This is a genomic window from Streptosporangium sp. NPDC004379, assembly GCF_042873875.1.
Taxonomy (GTDB): Bacteria; Actinomycetota; Actinomycetes; order Streptosporangiales; family Streptosporangiaceae; genus Streptosporangium.
In genome coordinates this window covers 223,394-241,787 of the sequence record NZ_JBIAMC010000013.1, presented here as the reverse complement: position 1 = coordinate 241,787, position 18,394 = coordinate 223,394, and the positions used below count along the sequence as shown (strand labels likewise).

Below are 18,394 nucleotides of genomic sequence, written 5' to 3'. Positions count from 1 at the left end.
GACGGTTCCGCCGCCGACGCCGGCGAGGAGGGAGGGCCGGTCGCCCCGGTCCGCGGACGCGAGGCCCCTCCCGTGCCCCTGACGACGAAGGAACAGCGCAATGGCCAAGATCGTTTCCAACTTCTTCATCTCGCTGGACGGCGTGATCGAGTCGCCCGACCAGTGGCACACCCCGTACTTCGACGACCAGATGGGCGCGGCGATCGGGGCGGGCATGCAGGAGGCGACGGCGTTTCTGATGGGCCGCAGGCTGTACGAGGAGTGGTCGGCGTACTGGACGACGACGGACCAGGACCAGGACTTCGCCAAGTTCATCAACGGCACCCCCAAGTACGTCGTGTCGAACACCCTGCGGGAGGCGGAGTGGAGCAACACCACCGTCGTCTCCGGCGACGTCGCGGCCAGGCTGCGCGAGGTCAAGGAGCGGACCGACGGCACCATCCAGATGTCCGGCTCCGCGACGACCGTGCGGTGGCTGCTGGCCAACGGGTTGCTCGACGAGCTGAAACTGCTCGTCCACCCGATCGCCGTCGGCCACGGTCAGCGGCTGTTCGAGGACACTCCGACCCACAGGCTGAAACTGGTCGAGTCCGAGACGTTCCGGTCCGGCGTGCTCAACCTGACCTACGTCCCGGACGCCGGCTGACCCGTGCCGCCGAGCCGGGCGTAGGCCGCGGGCGACATGCCGACCGCCGCGGTGAAGTCGCGGGTCAGGTGGGCCTGGTCGGCGTATCCGAGCTCGGCGGCCAGCGTCGCCAGGTCGAGGCCCCGGTAGACCCGCTCCGCGGCCTCGTGCAGCCGGAAGCGGCGGATCACCCACTTGGGGCCGACGCCGACGTAGTCGCGGAACAGCCGCTGCAGTGAGCGCACCGACCGCCCGGCCCTGGCCGCCAGCGCGTCGACCCGGGTCATGGACACGTCGTTCTCCGCCGTCGCCACCAGCGCCGCGACCTCCTCGGCCACCGGATCCCGGCGGGGTCCCAGCCCCAGCAGGAAGTCATCGACGAGGGCGACGGCGGCCGGGATGTCCGGTTCGGTCAGGACGCGCCGGACCAGGGTCTCGCCCGCCGCGCCGTACATCTCACCGATCCCGGGGAAGCGGTCGGTCAGCCGGGACACCGGGCCGTCGAGGAACGGCCGGAAGCCGCCGGGGCGGAAACGCGTGCCGAGCACGCGGCCGCCGCCCCGCATCGTGTAGGAGAACCCGCCCCTGATCACCCCCGCGATCCGGTGGAAGTCATCGGTGATCGTCATGTTCACGGTGGGGTGGGAGACGATGCGCTGCTCGTACGGCTCGGCGAGATCGGTCCACGTGACGACCCAGAAGTGCTCGACGTACGCCGCGAGCCCGGGTGACGGCGCCCGCCGGACGTAGTCGAAGGCGTCGAGTCCCGCGTACGGGTCGACCCAGCCGCGCTGTCGCGTTTCTACAAGCCGCGCCTCGGGCGAATGGGGCACGCTGGCTGTCATGGACGACATGATGCCGTTGATGAGGCGTGCCACCGAACGGACCGCGGGACTGGTGCGCGAGGTGGGGCCCGAGCAGCTCGGGCTGCCGACGCCGTGTGAGAAGTTCGACGTCAGGGAGCTGATCAACCACCTGGAGTGGGTGGCGGAGATGTTCGAGTCGCTGGCCCACGGGGGGCCGAGGACCGAGCGGGGACCGTACGCGGGCGACTTCCCCGAGAGGGCGGAGCGCACGCTGGCGGCCTGGTCCCGGCCGGAGGCGTGGGAGGGCACGAGCCCCGGCATGGGCCTGCCGATGGACGTGCTGGCCCACATGTACCTCGTCGACATGGTCGTGCACGGCTGGGACCTGGCCAGGGCCGTCGGCCGGGAGTACGAGCCCGACCCCGGGACGGTCGCGCGGGCGCTGGACTTCACCGACCGGATGGTGGAGACGGGCAGGCAGCGCGGCGCCTTCGGGCCGCCGGTGGCCGTCCCGGACGACGCCCCGCCGTTCGACCGCCTGCTCGGCGTCATCGGCCGGGACCCGGCCTGGACGCCCTGACGCGCTCCCGCTCCCGCTCCCGCTCCCGTCGGCCGCTCGGACAGGACGGCATACCGGTTGATCCATGGTCACGGTGACCGAAGGTGCTCATCGGTCGTTATTTCTGAGCATCGACCCATTTTCCGGGCATTGATCATTAGCATCGTCGGATGCTCACTGTTCCGGCGGTGTCCCGGCAGGCCGGACGGCGCATGGCCTGGCTCGACGCCCTCCGCGGCCTCGCCGCCCTGGTCGTGGTCTTCGAGCACACGCTCCAGCCCCTGCTGCCCGGGGCGCGGATGCCGGTCAAGGCGGTCTTCGAGCCCGGATGGTACGGCGTGACCGTGTTCTTCCTGGTCAGTGGCTACATCGTGCCGGCGTCGCTGGAACGGCGGGGCGACGTGCGCGCCTTCTGGGTCTCCCGCTTCTTCCGGCTGTACCCGCCGCTCGTGGTGTGCGCGGCGGGCATGGCGCTGCTGGCCGCGATGGGCTGGGACGAACTGCACGTCTGGTGGGGCTCGCGACCGCTCTCCCTGACGGTGGGCCACCTGACGATGCTGCAGAACCTGCTGGCCATGCCGAACCTGGTCAACGTGCTGTGGACGCTGTCGTACGAGATGGCGTTCTACCTGCTGCTGACCGCGATGTTCACCCTCGGCCTGCACCGGCGGAGCACCGCGTACGCCCTCGCCCTCACCGCGGCGGCCGTGGCGGGCGCGGGCACGCTGCCGGTCGCGCTCCTCTCGGCCGGTGGCTCCGGCCGGATGCTGACGGTGACACTGGTGGTGGCCGCGTCGCTGACGGCGGGCCTGGCGGCGGTGCTCGCGGGCTCAGGCACGGTACGGCGGGCGGGCGCGATCGTCGTCGGGGCCGTCGTGCTGGGACTGCTGGCGGTCAACCAGAGCTACCCCGGCCCCTGGCAGGGGCTGCTGATCCTGGCCACCATGTTCGCCGGAACGGCGCTGTACCGGGCCGAGCAGGGCCAGATCCCCTGGAGCCGGGCGGGCTGGGCGGCGCTGGTGCCGGCGGCCGGGATCTGGCTGGCCCGCGGCGACCTCGGCACCCAGACGGCCGAGGCCGCCGCCTGGCTCACCTTCGTCGCCGCGATGGCGCTGCGGCACCGGCGGATGCCCCGGGTCCTGACCTGGCTGGGGCTGGTCAGCTACTCGGTCTACCTGCTCCACCCGCTGCTGCTGGAGGGCGTCCAGTGGTTCTGGCCCGAGCCGGCGGCCGTACCGCTGGGGGCGCGGCTGGCGGCGCTGGCCGGCGTGGTGGCGGCGCTGCTCGGCCTCAGCGCGCTGACCTGGCGCTTCGTGGAGGCCCCGGCGCAGCGGCTGGGCAGGCGTCTCATCACCCCGGGCGGCTGACGCCCCCGGCGGCGCGCTCCAGGTTGCCGGTCATGTGCCGCAGGGACTGAACGGTCCGGAGGTACTCCGCCTCGGTGAGACCGGTGAGGAAGGTGGAACGGACGCCGTTCATCTTCTCCCGGACCATGGCGTGACCGGCCCGGCCGTCCGGGGTGAGCGCGTGGCGGCCGGAGCCGTCCAGGGTGAGCCAGCCGCGGCGGGTCAGCTCGCCGGTGACGTCTTCCAGGGTGACCGAGCCGGGGCCCCAGAAGGGCCGCAACGTCTCGGCGAGACCGCCCGGGGTCTGCGGGGACCCGTGCAGGGTGTTCATGATCTGCCAGTGCCTCCGGGTGAGCCGCTCCTCGGCGAGGGCCTGTTCGGCCGCGGCTTCGATGAGACGGTCGAGGTGCTTCAGCCAGTAGCCGATGGGTCGTTCCATGAGAATGTCCTTTCACATATACATGTACTTTAACAACTAACTGCGCGAGAGCATATGCTTCTGAACCGTGGAGCGCAACGGTGACGATCACATCGAGACGGTCGAACGCGCCATGGTGGCCATCCGCCGCAGCCAGAGCCGGCGCACCCTGGCGCGGCTCGCCGCCGACCGCCGGGAGGCCGGCTCCGGCGGCGGCCCGGAGACGGCGGCGACCGCCGCGCCGGTGGCCGGCGCCGAAGTGCTGGACGTCATCGAGGCGGCCGAGGACGCGGGCGACGCGGTGACCGTCACCGGTGTGGCCACCGCGTTGAACATCGACCAGCCACGCGCCAGCAAGCTGGTCGCCGCCGCCGTGGCGGCGGGTCTGGTACGGCGGGAGGCCGACCAGGCGGACGGCCGCAGGGCACTCCTGGTGCGCACGCCGGCCGGACGCCGCCTGTCGGAGGAGATACACGCCTTCCGGCAGCGGATCTACGCCGAGGCCATGAGTGGCTGGCCGGCCGCGGACCGCGCCGAGTTCGCCCGCCTTCTCGCCAGGTTCGTGGAGTCCCTGGGCACGGTCACCCGCTGAGGACGGCCCGGCGCGGCCGTACGGGCGCTTGTGCCGGGGCCTCGCCTACCTGGTGCGGCGGCTGCCGGGAGCCGGGCGGGTGCTGTGAGCGCGGCGGGCCCGCCACACGCCGCCCACCCCGCCCCGATAGATAACCGCAGGTCAGATCGGGTAGAGCAAGAGTTGCTCGTGCCGTACCGGTGGGGGAGACGTGGCTCGCGTCCACCGGTGGGTCAGGCGAGCCGGAGGGTGGAGACGGGGCGGCGGGAGGCGTAGGCTCCGGGGCTCGGGAACAGCGGCCGGCCTGGAGAAAAGGGGAACAGGTGACCGAATCTTTCGTGCATCTGCATGTCCACACCGAGTACTCGATGCTCGACGGTGCGGCGAAGATCGGCCGGATGTTCGAGGAGGTGGCGCGGCTGGAGATGCCCGCCATCGCCATGAGCGATCACGGCAACATGTTCGGCGCCTACGAGTTCCAGGGCGAGGCCAAGAAGGCGGGAATCAAGCCGATCATCGGCATCGAGGCCTACGTGGCGCCCGCCGCCCGCTCCTTCAAGAAGCCGGTGTTCTGGGGCAAACGCGCCGAGACCGGCGTCGCGGACGGCGAGGGCGGCAAGGACGTCTCCGGCGGTGGCCGGTACACGCACATGACCATGTGGGCCAAGGACGTCGCGGGCCTGCGCAACCTGTTCCGCCTGTCGTCCCTGGCCTCCTTCGAGGGCTACTACGGCAAGCCCCGCATGGACCGGGAGCTGGTCGCCCGGCACTCCGAGGGGATCATCGCCACCACCGGCTGCCCCTCGGGGGAGGTGCAGACCCGGCTGCGGCTCGGCCAGTACGACCAGGCCGTCGAGGCGGCGGCCGGCTACCAGGAGATCTTCGGCAGGGAGAACTACTTCCTGGAGCTGATGGACCACGGCCTGGACATCGAGCGTGACGTCCGCGAGGACCTGCTGCGCCTGGCGAAGCAGCTGAACATCCCGCTGCTGGCCACCAACGACTCCCACTACGTCACCGAGGACCAGGCCGACGCCCACGACAGCCTGCTGTGCGTCGGCGTGGGCCGCAACAAGGACGACCCGAACCGGTTCCGGTTCAACGGGTCGGGCTACTACGTCAAGAGCCCCGCCGAGATGCGGAGCCTGTTCACCGAGCTGCCCGAGGCGTGTGACAACACGCTGCTGGTCGCCGAGATGGTCGGCGACTACGACGAGGTGTTCGGCTACATCGACCGGATGCCGCAGTACCCCGACGTGCCCGAGGGGGAGACGCAGGAGTCGTGGCTGCGCAAGGAGGTCGAGCAGGGCCTGGTCATGCGCTACGGCGACCCGGTCCCCGCCGAGGTGTGGGAGCGGTACGAGACCGAGATGAAGGTCATCGGCCCCATGGGGTTCTCCTCCTACTTCCTCGTCGTCGCCGACATCTGCAAGTACGCCCGGGACAACGGCATCGCCGTCGGACCCGGCCGGGGGTCGGCGACCGGTTCGATCGTCGCCTACGCGACCCGCATCACCGAGCTGGACCCGCTGGAGCACGGCCTGCTGTTCGAGCGGTTCCTCAACCCCGAGCGCATCAGCCCGCCCGACATCGACCTCGACTTCGACGACCGCCAGCGCGACCGCATGGTGTCCTACGTGACCCGGAAGTACGGCAACGAGTACACCGCGCAGGTCAACACCTTCGGCACGATCAAGGCCAAGGCCGCCGTCAAGGACGCCTCCCGCATCCTCGGCTACCCCTTCGCGATGGGCGACAAGATCACCAAGGCGATGCCGCCGGACGTCATGGGCAAGGGCGTCCCCCTGGCGAAGATGTTCGACCCCGAGCACCCCCGCTACGTCGAGGGCGGCGAGATCCGCTCCCTGTACGAGTCGGACGTCGACGTGCGCAAGGTCATCGACACCGGCCGCGGCATCGAGGGCCTGATCCGCGGCACCGGCGTGCACGCCGCCGCGGTCATCCTGTCGTCCGCGCCGCTGCTGGACCTGATCCCGATGCACATGCGGGACAAGGACGGCGTGGTCATCACCGGCTTCGACTACCCGTCCTGCGAGTCCATGGGCCTGATCAAGATGGACTTCCTGGGCCTGCGCAACCTCGGCATCATCGACCACGCCATCAAGATCATCGAGCAGAACCGCGGCGTGACGATCCGTACCGAGGAGATCCCCCTCGACGACGCGACCACCTACAGGCTGCTGGCCCGCGGCGACACCCTGGGAGTCTTCCAGCTCGACGGCGGCCCCATGCGGCAGCTCCTGAAGCTGATGGAGCCCACCCGGTTCGAGGACATCGCCGCCGTCCTCGCGCTGTACCGGCCCGGCCCGATGGCCGCCAACGCCCACACCAACTACGCCCACCGAAAGAACGCCCGCCAGGAGATCACCCCGATCCACCCGGAACTGAAGGACGCCCTGGACCCGATCCTCGGATCCACCTTCCACCTGCTCGTCTACCAGGAGCAGATCATGGCGGTCGCCCGGGAGCTGGCCGGCTACACCCTCGGCGGCGCCGACCTGCTGCGCCGCGCCATGGGCAAGAAGAAGCCCGAGATCCTCGCCAAGGAGTTCGTCAACTTCCAGGCGGGCATGCGCGGCAACGGCTACAGCGACGGGGCGATCCAGGCGCTGTGGGACGTCATGCTGCCGTTCTCCGGCTACGCCTTCAACAAGTCCCACACCGCCGGCTACGGCCTCGTCGCGTACTGGACGGCCTACCTCAAGGCCAACTACCCCGCCGACTACATGGCGGCCCTGCTCACCAGCGTCGGCGACGACAAGGACAAGGCCGCCATCTACCTCGCCGAATGCCGCAAGATGGGCATCCAGGTCCTGCCGCCCGACGTCAACGACTCCGACCTGACGTTCGCCGCGGTCGGCGACGACAAGGTCCGCTTCGGTCTCGGCGCGGTCCGCAACGTCGGCGAGAACGTCGTCGAGGGCATCATCAAGGCCCGCCAGGAGAAGGACGGCTACACCGACTTCAACGACTTCCTCGGCAAGGTGCCGCTGCAGGTCTGCAACAAGCGCGTCATCGAGTCCCTGATCAAGGCCGGGGCCTTCGACTCCCTCGACCACCCCCGCAAGGGGCTGCTGCTCACCCACGAACAGGCCGTCGACTCCGTCATCGACATCAAGAAGAACGAGGCCAACGGCCAGGACTCCCTCTTCGGCGGTACCGAGGACACCGAGGAGAACGTCTTCACCGTCACCGTCCCCGACACCGAGTGGGACAAGAAGACGCGCCTGGACTTCGAGCGGGAGATGCTCGGCCTGTACGTCTCCGACCACCCCCTCGCCGGAACCGAGCGCCTCCTGGCGCGCAACCGTGACACCACGATCGTCGAACTGCTCGACAGCGGCCGGGAACGCGGCGACGTCCGGGTCTGCGGTCTCATCACGAAGGTCGACAAGCGCGTCAACAAGGCCGGGAACCTCTGGGCGATCGTCGTGGTCGAGGACATGGACTCCGCCGTCGAGTGCCTGTTCTTCCCCAAGAACTACGAGCTGTACGGGCCGATGCTGCGGGAGGACGCCGTGGTGTCGGTGGGGGGCCAGGTCAACAACCGCGACGGAGCGATCTCGATCTTCGCCCAGGACCTCACCGTCATCGACGTCTCCATCGCCGCCGGCGACTCCGGACCGCCCGTCACGATCTTCCTGCGGGAGGAGCGGGTCACCGCCGAACTGGTCGAGGAGCTGCGCAACATCCTCAAGACACACGAGGGCAAGGTGCCGGTGCAGGTACGGCTGCGCCGTCACACCGGCCGGACGGTGGTCATGGCGCTGCCGGACTACCAGGTCGACGCGGCCCCGTCCTTCGCCGGGGACGTCAAGGCGCTGTTCGGGTCGGACGCGATCGCCCTGTGAGCCGCCCCGTCGAGGTCGTCTCGGTCGTGGAGCCTCCGGTGTGCCCGCGCTGCGACGGTGAGGGCCTGCTGTCGGTGATGGTCGGCCACGGCTGGACCAACGCCCGCGGATCCGCGGTGCGCGGCCACGTGCCGGTCGTGCTGTGCGCGGGATGCGACTCCGGCGACCCGCTCGCCGCGCCGCTCATCACCTGGTTCCACGTCCACGAGACCGTCACCGGCGAGGTCGCCGAGGAGTTCGCGCGGCTGCTCGACCGGTGGACCGGCTGCGTGCGGCCTCCCGCGCCGGACGAGTCCACACGGGAGGCCGACGCCTGGCGCCGCGGCGAACTGTGACGAGGCACGGCCTCCGCCCCGGCCTCGTTCCACCGGGGCGGAGACCGTGCTGGAGGCCGACGCCCGGTGGTCCCGACGGCATGGCGATGAGCAGGCTCTTCCACCCGGGAACGCCTGTCAATGAGCGGGTCCGCGGCTTAGCCTGGAAACGCGACATCACCAGGGGGAGGCGGAGCCCATGGACGACGGTTGCACCATCGGAGACCGGCTCAGGAAGATCCGTGGCGACCGTTCCTGGACGCAGGAGGAGCTCGCCGAACGGGCCGGGGTCAGCAGGGACATCGTCGCGAAGCTGGAGCAGGGCCGCCGGGAGTCGGCGCGGCTGACCACCTTGATGCGGTTGGCGAACGCGCTGGACGTGGACCTGTCGGCGCTGACCGGCAAACGCGACCGCATGGGCGGCGAACGCGACGGCGCCAGCGTCCTGAAGCTGCGGGACGCCCTGCTGTCGGCGTCCCTGCTGCCCGGGGTGGACGACGGCCACGACGGGGAGCCCACGCCGGTGGCGGACGTGCGGGCCGCGGTGGACGACGCCTGCCGCCGTTACTGGGCCGGTGACTTCCCCGCCCTGATCGCCCGGCTTCCCGGACTGATCGCCGAGGCGCGGCTGTCCCACGCGGCGTACGGCGCGGCGGCGGTGTATCCGCTGGCCATGGCCTATGACCTGGCGGCCAGCGTGATGGTGCACCTCGGACGGGACGACCTGGCGGCGATCGGCGCGGAGCGGGCCATCACCGTCGCACACGGCGGCGATGACGAGCTGCTGTGGATGACCCTGCACGCCACGTACTCATGGGTGCTGCTGCACCAGGGCCGAACCAGGGAAGCCGAGGAGCTCGCCGCCGGTATGGCGGCCCGGATCGAGCCGTCGTTCTCCGCTCCGGCCGCTCACGTGGCCGCGTGGGGCAACCTGCTGATGACCGCCCTGGCCCCGGCGGCGGCGGCCGGCCGGGAGGTCGCGGACTACATCGCGCTGGCCTCCGCGGGTGCCGAACGGCTCGGTCGGCGGACACCGGTCTACAACACCGCGTTCGGCCCGGCAACGGTGGCGATGCAGGCCACGCACGTCTACGCCGTACGGAAGGAGGCGGACAAGGCACTGAACGCGGCCGGCCGCGTCCGGCCCGGCGATCTTTCAGGCATCTCCTACGGTCGTCATCTCATCGATGTCGCCCAGGCACACCTGGACGCCCGGCACCGGCAGGCGGCCGTCGAACGACTCCAGGAGGCGCACGCGCTGTCGCCGGTGTGGTTCCGTCACCAAGGCGTCGCCCGTTCCCTGGTGGCCGAGATCCGGGAGCAGGAGACGCGCCCGTCGCCCTCCGTCCGGTCGCTGGTGCGCTCCCTCCACCTGACCCGGTAGACCCGCGTCCCGCTCGCCTCAAGGCGGGTGGGGCAGGGCGTCCTCCTCCTCCGGCGGGCGAGTGAGAGGGCGGGACATCGCGTCCCTGGTGGTCCATCTCCCGCGCCATCACCATCGGTACATGACCCGTTACCGAGCGGATGAACGGCGCGGCCTCCACGGCCTCCCCGAGCCGCCACACGCCTCCGCCACCCCCGCCGACGCGATGCGGCTGCTTCGCCAGGCCCTGCACGGCCACGGCGTGGCGACGCCGGACGGTGACGTCATGAGAACGTCCGGCGGCCACTACACGCTGAGCCTCGCACCGGGCCTGCTCGTCTGGAGCGTCCCGGACGCATTCCGCTGGTTCGACGGCGGCGGCATGGTCCGCCACCCCTCGACCGACCCCGAGGGGGCCGCCGGCCTCCTGGCGAAGCTGTTCGGCCGGAACCCGAGCCTGCGCCGTCAACGGGAGTATCTGGACACGCTCACGAAGCCCGCCGGAGCCGCACCCGTCTGACCCGGACGACCCCGTCCACCCCGCTCAACACCTGTCCGACTCGTCCGGCCCCGTCCGGCCGACGGCTCTTGACTTCCAGCTCTGGCGGGGCTCTGTACCGGCCGTGGCCCACGCCCCCGACACGGCCCGGCCGCCCGACGCCCGCCGGAGGCGGCCCCGAGACGATCACCGGCGTTCCCCGCCGGAAGACCCCGGGGCCGCTCATCTCCCTCATCCGCTCTCACCGCACGAGAGGACCCGCACCAGCATGATTCCGACACCCGGCACCCCCGCGAGCGACCGGCTCCAGCAGATCACCCGATGGGGCCTGGCCACCGCCACCCTTCAGCGGTTGCGCACCAGGCTCACCGACCACGAGATCTTCCCCCGGCTCATCCGGGAGGACAGCCGGCCCCACCTGCTCATCGGCGAGGCACTGACCGTGTGGACCGGCTACAACGGCGAGGTCGTCTACTGGAGCCCCGAACCGGGCATCCCTGTTGAGAACGCCCCCGCTTCCGACCTGGCCGGCGCGGCCCGCCGGATCGCCGAATTGGTCTACGCCGAACCGGCACCGGTCCCCTGATGGAGCTCGCCGCCGCCACGCTGCGCTTCCGGGAGCGTGACGCTTTGCGCGGCATCGTCAACGCCGGCCACACCGAGGCCCGCGTCGCAGTCGCCGCGGCCGCCATCCTGCGGTCCGGTCTTCACCGCGTCCCGGGCTGAGGCGCGCTTCGCGGCATGCGGAAGCCTGGTTTTCGTGAGGGGCTACAGGCGGTGCTGCTAGCGTGGCGGCGTTCTCACCCGTCACATCCGGGATCACCATGCAGCCTCTTCCCAGTACGCATTCTCCGTCGCTGGAGACGCTCCAGCGGTATGTCGCGGAGATGGAGAAGGAACGCGGCTTCTCCGACAGCACGATCATCGAGCAGTGTCTGAAGCTCAGCGAGGAGACCGGAGAGGTGTGCAAGGCCGTGCGCAAGCACACCTCCCTGTCGATCGACCCCACCAGCCTGACGGGAAGCGTCGGCGCCGAGCTCGCGGACGTCCTCATCTACGTCGCGTCGATCGCCAACCGCGCCGGAGTCGACCTGTCCGAAGCCCTGCGGGAGAAAGAGCAGGTCAACGAGACACGCGTCTGGACATAGGCCGAGGCTGTATCAGCTACGAGGACTACGAGGACGGTACGCGGTGACCCGCCTCCCGGGCGGCGGTCCGGGGGATCGCCAGCGCGGCCACCACGCCGATCAAAGCGAGGGCCGCGGCGGTGAAGAGGGCGGATCGCAACCCGTCGGCGGTGGCGGCGCGCAGCGCGTGCCCGGTCAGGCCGGCGGTGTCGCGACCGGCCACGGCCACCAGTACGGCCAGGCCCGCGCTGCCGCCCGCCTGCAGGACGGTGGAGGAGAGGCCGGAGACCGCGCCCTGCTCGTGCGGGGCCACGCCGGTCGAGGCGACGATGAACATGGTGTTGAACGACAACCCCGACCCCAGGCCGAAACCGGCGAGCCCGGCCAGCAGGCCGAGGTAGGAGCCGTCGGCGGACAGGCTCGACGCCAGCACCGCCGTGCCGGCCGCTCCCACGAGCACGCTGAGGACCAGCGTGCCGCGCGTCCCGACGCGCGGGATCAGTCGTTCGGCGGCCAGGTTGCCCGCCGTGATCCCCAGGGTCGGCCCGAGGAAGGCCAGGCCCGACCGCAGGGCGTCGTAGCCGAGCACGTCCTGGAAATGCAGGGTGAGGAAGTACGGCACGCACTGCAGGGTCAGGCCGTAGACCAGGATGGCTCCGGCGGCGGCGCTCGTGTGCCGGTTGGCCAGCAGCCGGAGGGGCATCAGCGGGTTGCGGCTGCGCGCCTCGATCACGAAGAACGCGGCGAGCAGCGCCACGGCGGCGGCGAGGGACGCCAGGACCTCGGGGGAGAGCGGGCCCGGCTCCGCGCCGCGCGCGATGGCGAACACGAGCGCCGTGACGCCCGCGGTGCCGGTGAGCGCGCCGGGCAGGTCGAACCCGCCCGCCCGTCGCGGGCCGTCCGGTGTCAGGACGGCGAACGCCGCGGCGGCGCCGGCCGCGGTCAGCGGCAGGTTGACGAAGAAGACCGCCTCCCAGCCGAACGCGCCGGTCAGCACGCCGCCGAGCAGTGCGCCGAGGCTGAGCCCACCGGCGCCGCACACCGCCCACACGGTCATCGCCCGGTTGCGGGCCGGCCCCTCCTCGAACATGGTGACGACCAGCGACAGGGTCGCCGGCATCAGCACCGCGCCGCCGAGTCCCTGCAGCGCCCGCGCGCCGACCAGGAGGGCCGGGGCGGTGGCCAGGCCGCCGAGGAGCGAGGCGACGCCGTACAGCAGCAGGCCGAGGACGAACATGCGCCGCCTGCCGAGCAGGTCGGACAGGCGGCCGCCGAGCAGCAGGAAGCCTCCGAAGGGCACCGCGTAGGCGCTGACCACCCACTGCAGCGCGTAGGGGGAGAACCCCACGTCACGCGCGATCTGCGGCAGCGCGACGTAGACGATGGTGAAGTCCAGGGCTGTGGTCATGCTGCCCAAGCCGAGGAGGACAAGAGGGATCACAGGTCGCATGCCGGACAGCCTGCTCGGGGCCCCGGCCGCCAGCCAGGTCCGTGCTCTGACTGGTCAAATTCTGCCTAGGCTGGGTGATCGTGGATCGTGGTGCCGAACTGAGCGAGTTCCTCAAGTCCCGCAGGGCGCGGCTGCGTCCGGAGGACACCGGCCTGCCGTACCGGAGCGCCGGGACACGGCGGGTGCGCGGGCTGCGCCGGGAGGAGCTGGCGATGCTCGCCGGGGTGAGCGTCACCCACTACACCCGGCTGGAGCAGGGCCGCAGCCGGAACGTCTCGGCCGAGGTGCTGGACGCCATCGCCGACGCGCTGCGGCTCACCGGGGACGAGCGGGGATACCTGCACGCGCTGGCCCACCCCGCGCACCGGTGCCGAGACGTCCCGCAGGTCCCGCTCCGACCGGGGCTGCAGCGGCTGCTGGACTCCATGGTCCTCACGCCCGCCTTCGTCCTCGGACGGCACGCCGACGTCATCGCCTGGAACAGGCTCGCCGCCGCCGTCTTCGCCGACTTCGCCGCGCTCCCCGAGGAGCGCAGGACCATCGCCCATCTGATCTTCCTGGACGAGGACATCCGGCGCATGCACGGCGAGGGCTGGCCGCGGCTCGCCCGCGAGCACGTGGCCCAGCTGCGTGTCCTGGCCGCGCGGTATCCCACGAACCCGCGGGTCATGGAGCACGTCGACGCGATCTGCCGGCGGAGCCCCGAGTTCGGCCGCCTGTGGCACGAGCACCACGTGGCCGTCGCGACGCACCGCGACTACGTCCTCGACCATCCGCTCGTGGGTGAGCTGCGGCTGTCCGCCGAACTCGTCGGCCTCCCCGGCGACCCCGAGCTGCAGGGGATGGACCTGTTCGCCGCCGAGCCCGGCTCCGCGTCGGAGGAGAAGCTGCGGCACCTGGCCGCCACCACCACACGCGCACCGTCCGGCCCCGCGTCGTCGGCCTGAGACGGGTGGGACGGCCGCGTGCGACCCACCGGGCCCGCCGCGCCGTACGAGGCCTCCGAAGGAAACCGTCCCGGCCAGGTCGCGCGGGTCCATGGCCGGGACGTCCGCGGTCGTACGGCGCCACTCGGAAAACCGGTTTCCTGGGATTGGCCGGTTGGCTACATTCGTCGGGAAAACGCTGCCGCGCACCGCGGCGCGTGCCTTGACGAATGAGAGGGGAACCGGCCGTGCGTCACCATCACCGCACCGTCGGGATCGTCCCCCGGTCACGGTCACGGTCACGGTACGACGTGATTCTGGTGTCTTCGACGGTTCCCGGCGTCGGCCGCGCGGTCGGCGCCGGATGTCCGTGACGAACGCCTGACCCCCTTCCGCCGGACGGCGAACCGGCCGTCCTGGCGTGCCCCGGTACGGTGCCCGCATAGAGCCGGAAGCCTCACCAGCGGCCGTGCCCCGGTACGGCATCGCGACGGCGGTGCCCTTACGAAGCCGGATCGGTCGTCCGGCTGTGCTCCGGTGCGGCACGCCTCGGGCGTGCACCGGCGTGGCGGTTCCATGGGAAGGGGTCCTCGCCTGATCTAGGCTTGGGCGTTTTGTCATTAATCGCGCTGTCCTGTCCGAAATCCATTCAGGAGCCATGGGCATGCGTGCGAACCCGCACCTTCATCTCACCGACCACCTCACCGAACCGCTGACCGGCGTCCGGAACCTGGGCATCCTCGCCCACGTCGACGCGGGGAAGACCACGATCACCGAACGGATCCTGTACGCCACCGGCGCCGTCCACCGGCGTGGCGAGGTGCACGACGGGACCACCGTCACCGACTTCGACTCCCAGGAGCGCGACCGCGGGATCACCATCTTCGCCGCGGCGGTGAGCTGCGCCTGGGACGGCCACCGGATCAACCTCATCGACACCCCCGGCCACGTCGACTTCTCCGACGAGGTCGAGCGCTCGCTGCGGGTGCTCGACGGCGCGGTCGCGGTGTTCGACGGCGTCGCGGGGGTCGAGCCGCAGAGCGAGTCGGTGTGGCGGCAGGCCGACCGGCACGGCGTGCCGCGGATCGCCTTCGTCAACAAGCTCGACCGCGCCGGCGCCGACCTCGACGCGGTGGCTACGGCGATCCGTGACCGGCTGGGCGTGACCCCGCTGGTGGTCCAGCTGCCGATCGGGCGGGAGGACGGGTTCACCGGAGTGGTCGATCTGCCGCGCATGCGCTCTCTGGTCTGGCCCGGCGACCGCGAGGCCGCCGGGGAGGGCCCGGTGGAGGGTCCGGTGCCGGACGGTCTGCGCGAGGAGGCGCACCGGCGCCGCCGGCTCCTCGAGGAGGCGGTGGCCGGGCTGCATCCGGGCGCGCTGGAGGAGTTCTGCGCGGAGCCCGCGATCTCCGGGGAGACCCTCGCCGCCGCGCTGCGCGACCTGACCCGTACCGGCGAGGGCGTGGTGGTGCTGTGCGGGTCGGCCTACCGCAACCGCGGGATCGAGCCGCTGCTGGACGCCGTCGTGGCCTACCTGCCCTCGCCGCTGGACGTGCCGCCGGTACGGGGCGCCTCCAGTGGTGAGGCGCGGGTAGGGCTCGTAGGCCCGGTCGCGCCGCCCGCCTCGGACGATCCGGAACGGGTACGACCCACCGGCCCGGCGACGCCATCGGCACCGGACGGTACGACACCGGCACGGCCCGTCGGCCAGGCGACGCCGTCCGCCGCGGACGACGCGGCACAGGTACGGCGTGCCGACCCGGCGGCGCCGTTCGCCTCGCTGGTCTTCAAGGTGAGCTCGACCGCCACCGGGCGGCTGGCCTACCTGCGCGTGTACTCGGGGACCGTACGGAAGGGGGACGTGGTGCTGGACGCGGGCGCGGGCCGTACCGAGCGGATCGGCCGGATCCTGCGGGTGCAGGCCGACCGGCACACGGAGGTGGACCGGGCGGTGGCCGGGGACATCGTCGCGGTGGTCGGGCTGAAGACGGCCCGCACCGGGGCCACGCTGTGCGCTCCCGAGGCCCCGCTGGTCCTCGAACCGCCGGTGACGGCCGATCCGGTGGTCTCCGTGGCGGTCGAGGCGCGCGGGAGGGCCGACGCGGGCCGGCTCGCGGCGGCGCTGGCCCGGCTGGCCGAGGAGGACCCCTCGCTGTCGGTCCGGACCGACCCCGAGACCGGTCAGACGGTGCTGTCGGGGATGGGCGAGCTGCACCTGGAGGTCGCGGTGGAGAAGATCCGCCGTGCCCACGGGTTGGCCGTCGGCGTCGGCAGGCCGCGGGTGACCTACCGGGAGACCGTCGTGCGCGGGGTGTCCGGGCTGTCGTACCGGCACGTCAAGCAGGACGGCGGCGCCGGTCAGTTCGCCTGCGTCGTCCTCGGCGTGGAGCCGCTGGGCTCCGCCCCGGACGGCGCCCCCGGTGCCCCGGGCGAACCCGGCGGCATCGGCGCCCCGGACGGCTCCGGCGGCTCCGGTGGTTCCAGCGGCGGCGGCGACGGTGGTACGGCGGGCTTCGTCTTCCGCTCGGCCGTCGTCGGCGGGCGGGTGCCGAAGGAGTACGTCCGGGCGGTCGAGGCGGGCTGCCGGGACGCCCTGGCCGAGGGCCCCCTGGGCGGTCATCCGGTGACCGGCCTGCGGGTGACGCTGACCGACGGGACGACCCATCCCAAGGACTCCTCGGAGATGGCGTTCCGTACGGCCGGCCGGCTCGCGCTGCGGGAGGCGCTGAGGGCCTGCGCGATGACGTTGCTGGAGCCGATGGCCGAGGTCACGGTCACCGTTCCGGACGACGCCGTCGGCGGGGTGCTGGGCGACCTGGCGGCCCGGCGCGGCCGGGTGTCGGGATCGGTCACCCGGGCGGGTACGGTGGCGGTCACCGCGACCGTGCCGCTGGCCGAGCTGTTCGGCTACGCGACCGCGCTGCGCGGCCGCACCCGGGGCCGGGGGACCTTCACCAGCCGGGCCGCCGGGTACGCCCCGGTGCCGGGCGCGGTGCCCGAAGGGGCTCCGGCCCGGTAGGGACGGACGTCGGGCACGGTATCCGAAGGGACGCAGGCCCGGGAGGGACCGGTGCCGGGTGCGGTTGCCGATGGGACGCAGGTCCGGGAGGGGCCGGCGCCGGCGTGGTGGGGACCGACGCCGGGCGCGGTGGCCGCGAGGCCGCCGGTCCGGCGTCTCGTCTCCTCAGGGCCGCCAGGTGACGGATCAGGGCCGCCGTGGCGAGCAGAGCCACGAGCGCGCACACGGCCGGCCAGCCGAGGCTCTCGCAGGCCCGGGCGCCGAGCCAGGAGCCCGCGCTGCCGCCGAGGAACGCGCAGGTCATGTAGGCGGTGTTGAGCCGGCTCCGCACTTCGGGGCGGAGCCGGTAGATCCGCGTCTGGTTGGCGACCATGCCGGACTGCATCGCGACGTCGAGCAGCAGCGTGCCCAGCGCCAGCGCCACCAGGCCGGCGACACCGCCGAGGCTCCCCGCCGCGAGGACGGCGGCCGACACGATGACCCCGATCATGCAGACGAGGTTGACCGGATCGGATCCCCGCCGGTCCACCTGACGTCCCGCGACCGGTGTGCACACCATGGTGACGGCGTTGACCAGCGCGAACATCCCGACCGCCTGCGGGCCCAGGCCGTAGACGGGACCGGTGAGCAGCAGGGCGAGGCTCGTCCAGACCGCGGAGAAGCCGGCGAAGACGGTCGCCTGGTAGAAGCAGGAGCGGCGCAGCTCGGGTTCGCGGCGGAGCAGGCGCAGCGGCTCGGCCAGCAGCTCCGGGTACGGCCGGCGCGTCGCGGGGACCGTCACGGGCAGCGAGCGGGCGAGGACCGCCGCGAGGAGCAGGGCGAGCGCGGCGGCCAGCAGGTAGGGCGCCCGCCACCCCAGCCACTCGCCGAGGGAGCCGCCGAAGGTGCGCGACAGCAGCATGCCGCCGATCGAGCCGCTCAGCAGCGTCCCGGAGACCACGCCGCGACGGTTCTCCGGCACCAGGCCGGCCGCCATCGGCCCGATGACCGGGGCGGCCACGGTCGTGACGCCGACGAGGACCCCGGCGCCGATGAGAGGCGGCAGGGAGGGGGCGAGTCCCGCGGCGAGCAGACCCAGGCCGGTGAGGCCGAACAGGGTGACGATCAGCGGGCGGTGCGGCAGCCGGTCGCCGAGGGGAACCAGCAGGAAGATCCCCATTGCGTAGCCGAGCTGGGCCGCGGTCACCGCCAGGGCGGCCGAACCCGGCGGCACGTGCAGACCGGAGGCGATCAGCGGGCTGACCGCCTGGGGGAAGTAGATGTTGCCCACGGCCACGCCGCAGGCCAGGGCCAGCAACAGGATCATCCGGTGACCCTCCCGGTGGGGCTCCGGCGTCGGGCGCGTCGTCATGCGCCGAGACTCACAGGCGCGTGCGGTACCGGGCAAAGGATGTAGTCCTGGGCTTAACGGTCGGTCGCGCGACCGGCTGGGCGCGGAGTTCACCGAGGCCCTCTCCCTCCGGGACGACGGAACGGAACGGCGGCCCGGGACGGGGTCC

Annotated in this window: 17 protein-coding genes; 13 read left to right on the top strand and 4 right to left on the bottom strand. The window is 72.1% G+C overall.

What is annotated here, in order from left to right; all coding sequences use genetic code 11:
- The first annotated feature begins 100 nt into the window (after positions 1–100).
- Positions 101–646: a dihydrofolate reductase family protein gene (locus ACFYSC_RS26815; RefSeq protein WP_389967068.1), complete on the top strand. Its 546-nt coding sequence runs from the start codon at positions 101–103 to the stop codon at positions 644–646.
- Here the strand turns inward: ACFYSC_RS26815 and ACFYSC_RS26810 are convergent.
- Positions 625–1,470, bottom strand: a complete 846-nt coding sequence (locus ACFYSC_RS26810) for a DUF6597 domain-containing transcriptional factor (RefSeq protein ID WP_389967066.1) — start codon at positions 1,468–1,470, stop codon at positions 625–627. The two genes, ACFYSC_RS26815 and ACFYSC_RS26810, sit on opposite strands and share 22 nt — an antisense overlap.
- A 19-nt stretch (positions 1,471–1,489) precedes the next feature.
- Between ACFYSC_RS26810 and ACFYSC_RS26805 the strand changes: the two genes are divergently transcribed.
- Together ACFYSC_RS26805 and ACFYSC_RS26800 are read left to right on the top strand one after the other, a co-directional pair.
- On the top strand, positions 1,490–2,011 hold the full coding sequence (locus ACFYSC_RS26805) for a TIGR03086 family metal-binding protein (RefSeq protein WP_389967064.1): 522 nt from the start codon (positions 1,490–1,492) through the stop codon (positions 2,009–2,011).
- Between the two features lie 149 nt (positions 2,012–2,160).
- Positions 2,161–3,357: an acyltransferase family protein gene (locus ACFYSC_RS26800; RefSeq protein WP_389967061.1), complete on the top strand. Its 1,197-nt coding sequence runs from the start codon at positions 2,161–2,163 to the stop codon at positions 3,355–3,357.
- Here the strand turns inward: ACFYSC_RS26800 and ACFYSC_RS26795 are convergent.
- A complete protein-coding gene (locus ACFYSC_RS26795; protein ID WP_389967058.1) occupies positions 3,341–3,775 on the bottom strand; it encodes a MarR family transcriptional regulator in 435 nt (144 codons plus the stop codon). The genes ACFYSC_RS26800 and ACFYSC_RS26795 overlap by 17 nt on opposite strands.
- Before the next feature lie 67 nt (positions 3,776–3,842).
- Between ACFYSC_RS26795 and ACFYSC_RS26790 the strand changes: the two genes are divergently transcribed.
- The 8 genes from ACFYSC_RS26790 to ACFYSC_RS26755 all read left to right on the top strand — a co-directional run bounded on the left by ACFYSC_RS26790 (position 3,843) and on the right by ACFYSC_RS26755 (position 11,521).
- Positions 3,843–4,346: a MarR family winged helix-turn-helix transcriptional regulator gene (locus ACFYSC_RS26790; RefSeq protein ID WP_389967055.1), complete on the top strand. Its 504-nt coding sequence runs from the start codon at positions 3,843–3,845 to the stop codon at positions 4,344–4,346.
- 302 nt (positions 4,347–4,648) lie between these two features.
- Positions 4,649–8,197 carry a DNA polymerase III subunit alpha gene (gene dnaE / locus ACFYSC_RS26785; protein WP_389967052.1) on the top strand — a complete coding sequence of 1,183 codons (3,549 nt, stop codon included), beginning with the start codon at positions 4,649–4,651 and terminating at the stop codon, positions 8,195–8,197.
- Entirely contained in the window at positions 8,194–8,532 is a 339-nt protein-coding gene (locus ACFYSC_RS26780) for a DUF6300 family protein (RefSeq protein ID WP_389967049.1), read from the top strand. Before dnaE ends, ACFYSC_RS26780 begins: the two co-directional genes overlap by 4 nt.
- 178 nt (positions 8,533–8,710) lie before the next feature.
- The gene (locus ACFYSC_RS26775) at positions 8,711–9,895 is read left to right on the top strand and encodes a helix-turn-helix domain-containing protein (RefSeq protein ID WP_389967046.1); all 1,185 of its coding nucleotides are present in this window, start codon (positions 8,711–8,713) and stop codon (positions 9,893–9,895) included.
- Between the two features lie 121 nt (positions 9,896–10,016).
- Complete coding sequence (locus ACFYSC_RS26770; protein ID WP_389967043.1) at positions 10,017–10,394, top strand: hypothetical protein; 378 nt, start codon at positions 10,017–10,019, stop codon at positions 10,392–10,394.
- Between the two features lie 247 nt (positions 10,395–10,641).
- Positions 10,642–10,959: a hypothetical protein gene (locus tag ACFYSC_RS26765; protein WP_362945082.1), complete on the top strand. Its 318-nt coding sequence runs from the start codon at positions 10,642–10,644 to the stop codon at positions 10,957–10,959.
- Positions 10,959–11,099 carry a hypothetical protein gene (locus tag ACFYSC_RS26760; protein ID WP_389967039.1) on the top strand — a complete coding sequence of 47 codons (141 nt, stop codon included), beginning with the start codon at positions 10,959–10,961 and terminating at the stop codon, positions 11,097–11,099. The genes ACFYSC_RS26765 and ACFYSC_RS26760 overlap by 1 nt, the downstream gene beginning before the upstream one ends.
- Before the next feature lie 98 nt (positions 11,100–11,197).
- Positions 11,198–11,521, top strand: coding sequence for a MazG nucleotide pyrophosphohydrolase domain-containing protein (locus tag ACFYSC_RS26755; protein WP_389967036.1), 324 nt, complete (start codon positions 11,198–11,200; stop codon positions 11,519–11,521).
- A 25-nt stretch (positions 11,522–11,546) separates the two neighbouring features.
- Here ACFYSC_RS26755 and ACFYSC_RS26750 read toward each other — a convergent pair whose 3' ends face one another.
- Positions 11,547–12,908 carry an MFS transporter gene (locus ACFYSC_RS26750; protein ID WP_389967033.1) on the bottom strand — a complete coding sequence of 454 codons (1,362 nt, stop codon included), beginning with the start codon at positions 12,906–12,908 and terminating at the stop codon, positions 11,547–11,549.
- 122 nt (positions 12,909–13,030) lie between these two features.
- Between ACFYSC_RS26750 and ACFYSC_RS26745 the strand changes: the two genes are divergently transcribed.
- A complete protein-coding gene (locus tag ACFYSC_RS26745) occupies positions 13,031–13,897 on the top strand; it encodes a helix-turn-helix domain-containing protein (protein WP_389967030.1) in 867 nt (288 codons plus the stop codon).
- A 643-nt stretch (positions 13,898–14,540) separates the two neighbouring features.
- Positions 14,541–16,895 (top strand): elongation factor G, encoded by a 2,355-nt coding sequence (locus tag ACFYSC_RS26740; protein ID WP_389967027.1) that lies wholly within the window; start codon positions 14,541–14,543, stop codon positions 16,893–16,895.
- On the opposite strand, the gene ACFYSC_RS26735 is transcribed toward ACFYSC_RS26740, so the two are convergent.
- A complete protein-coding gene (locus ACFYSC_RS26735) occupies positions 16,828–18,201 on the bottom strand; it encodes an MFS transporter (protein ID WP_389967024.1) in 1,374 nt (457 codons plus the stop codon). The two genes, ACFYSC_RS26740 and ACFYSC_RS26735, sit on opposite strands and share 68 nt — an antisense overlap.
- Between the last annotated feature and the right edge of the window lie 193 nt (positions 18,202–18,394).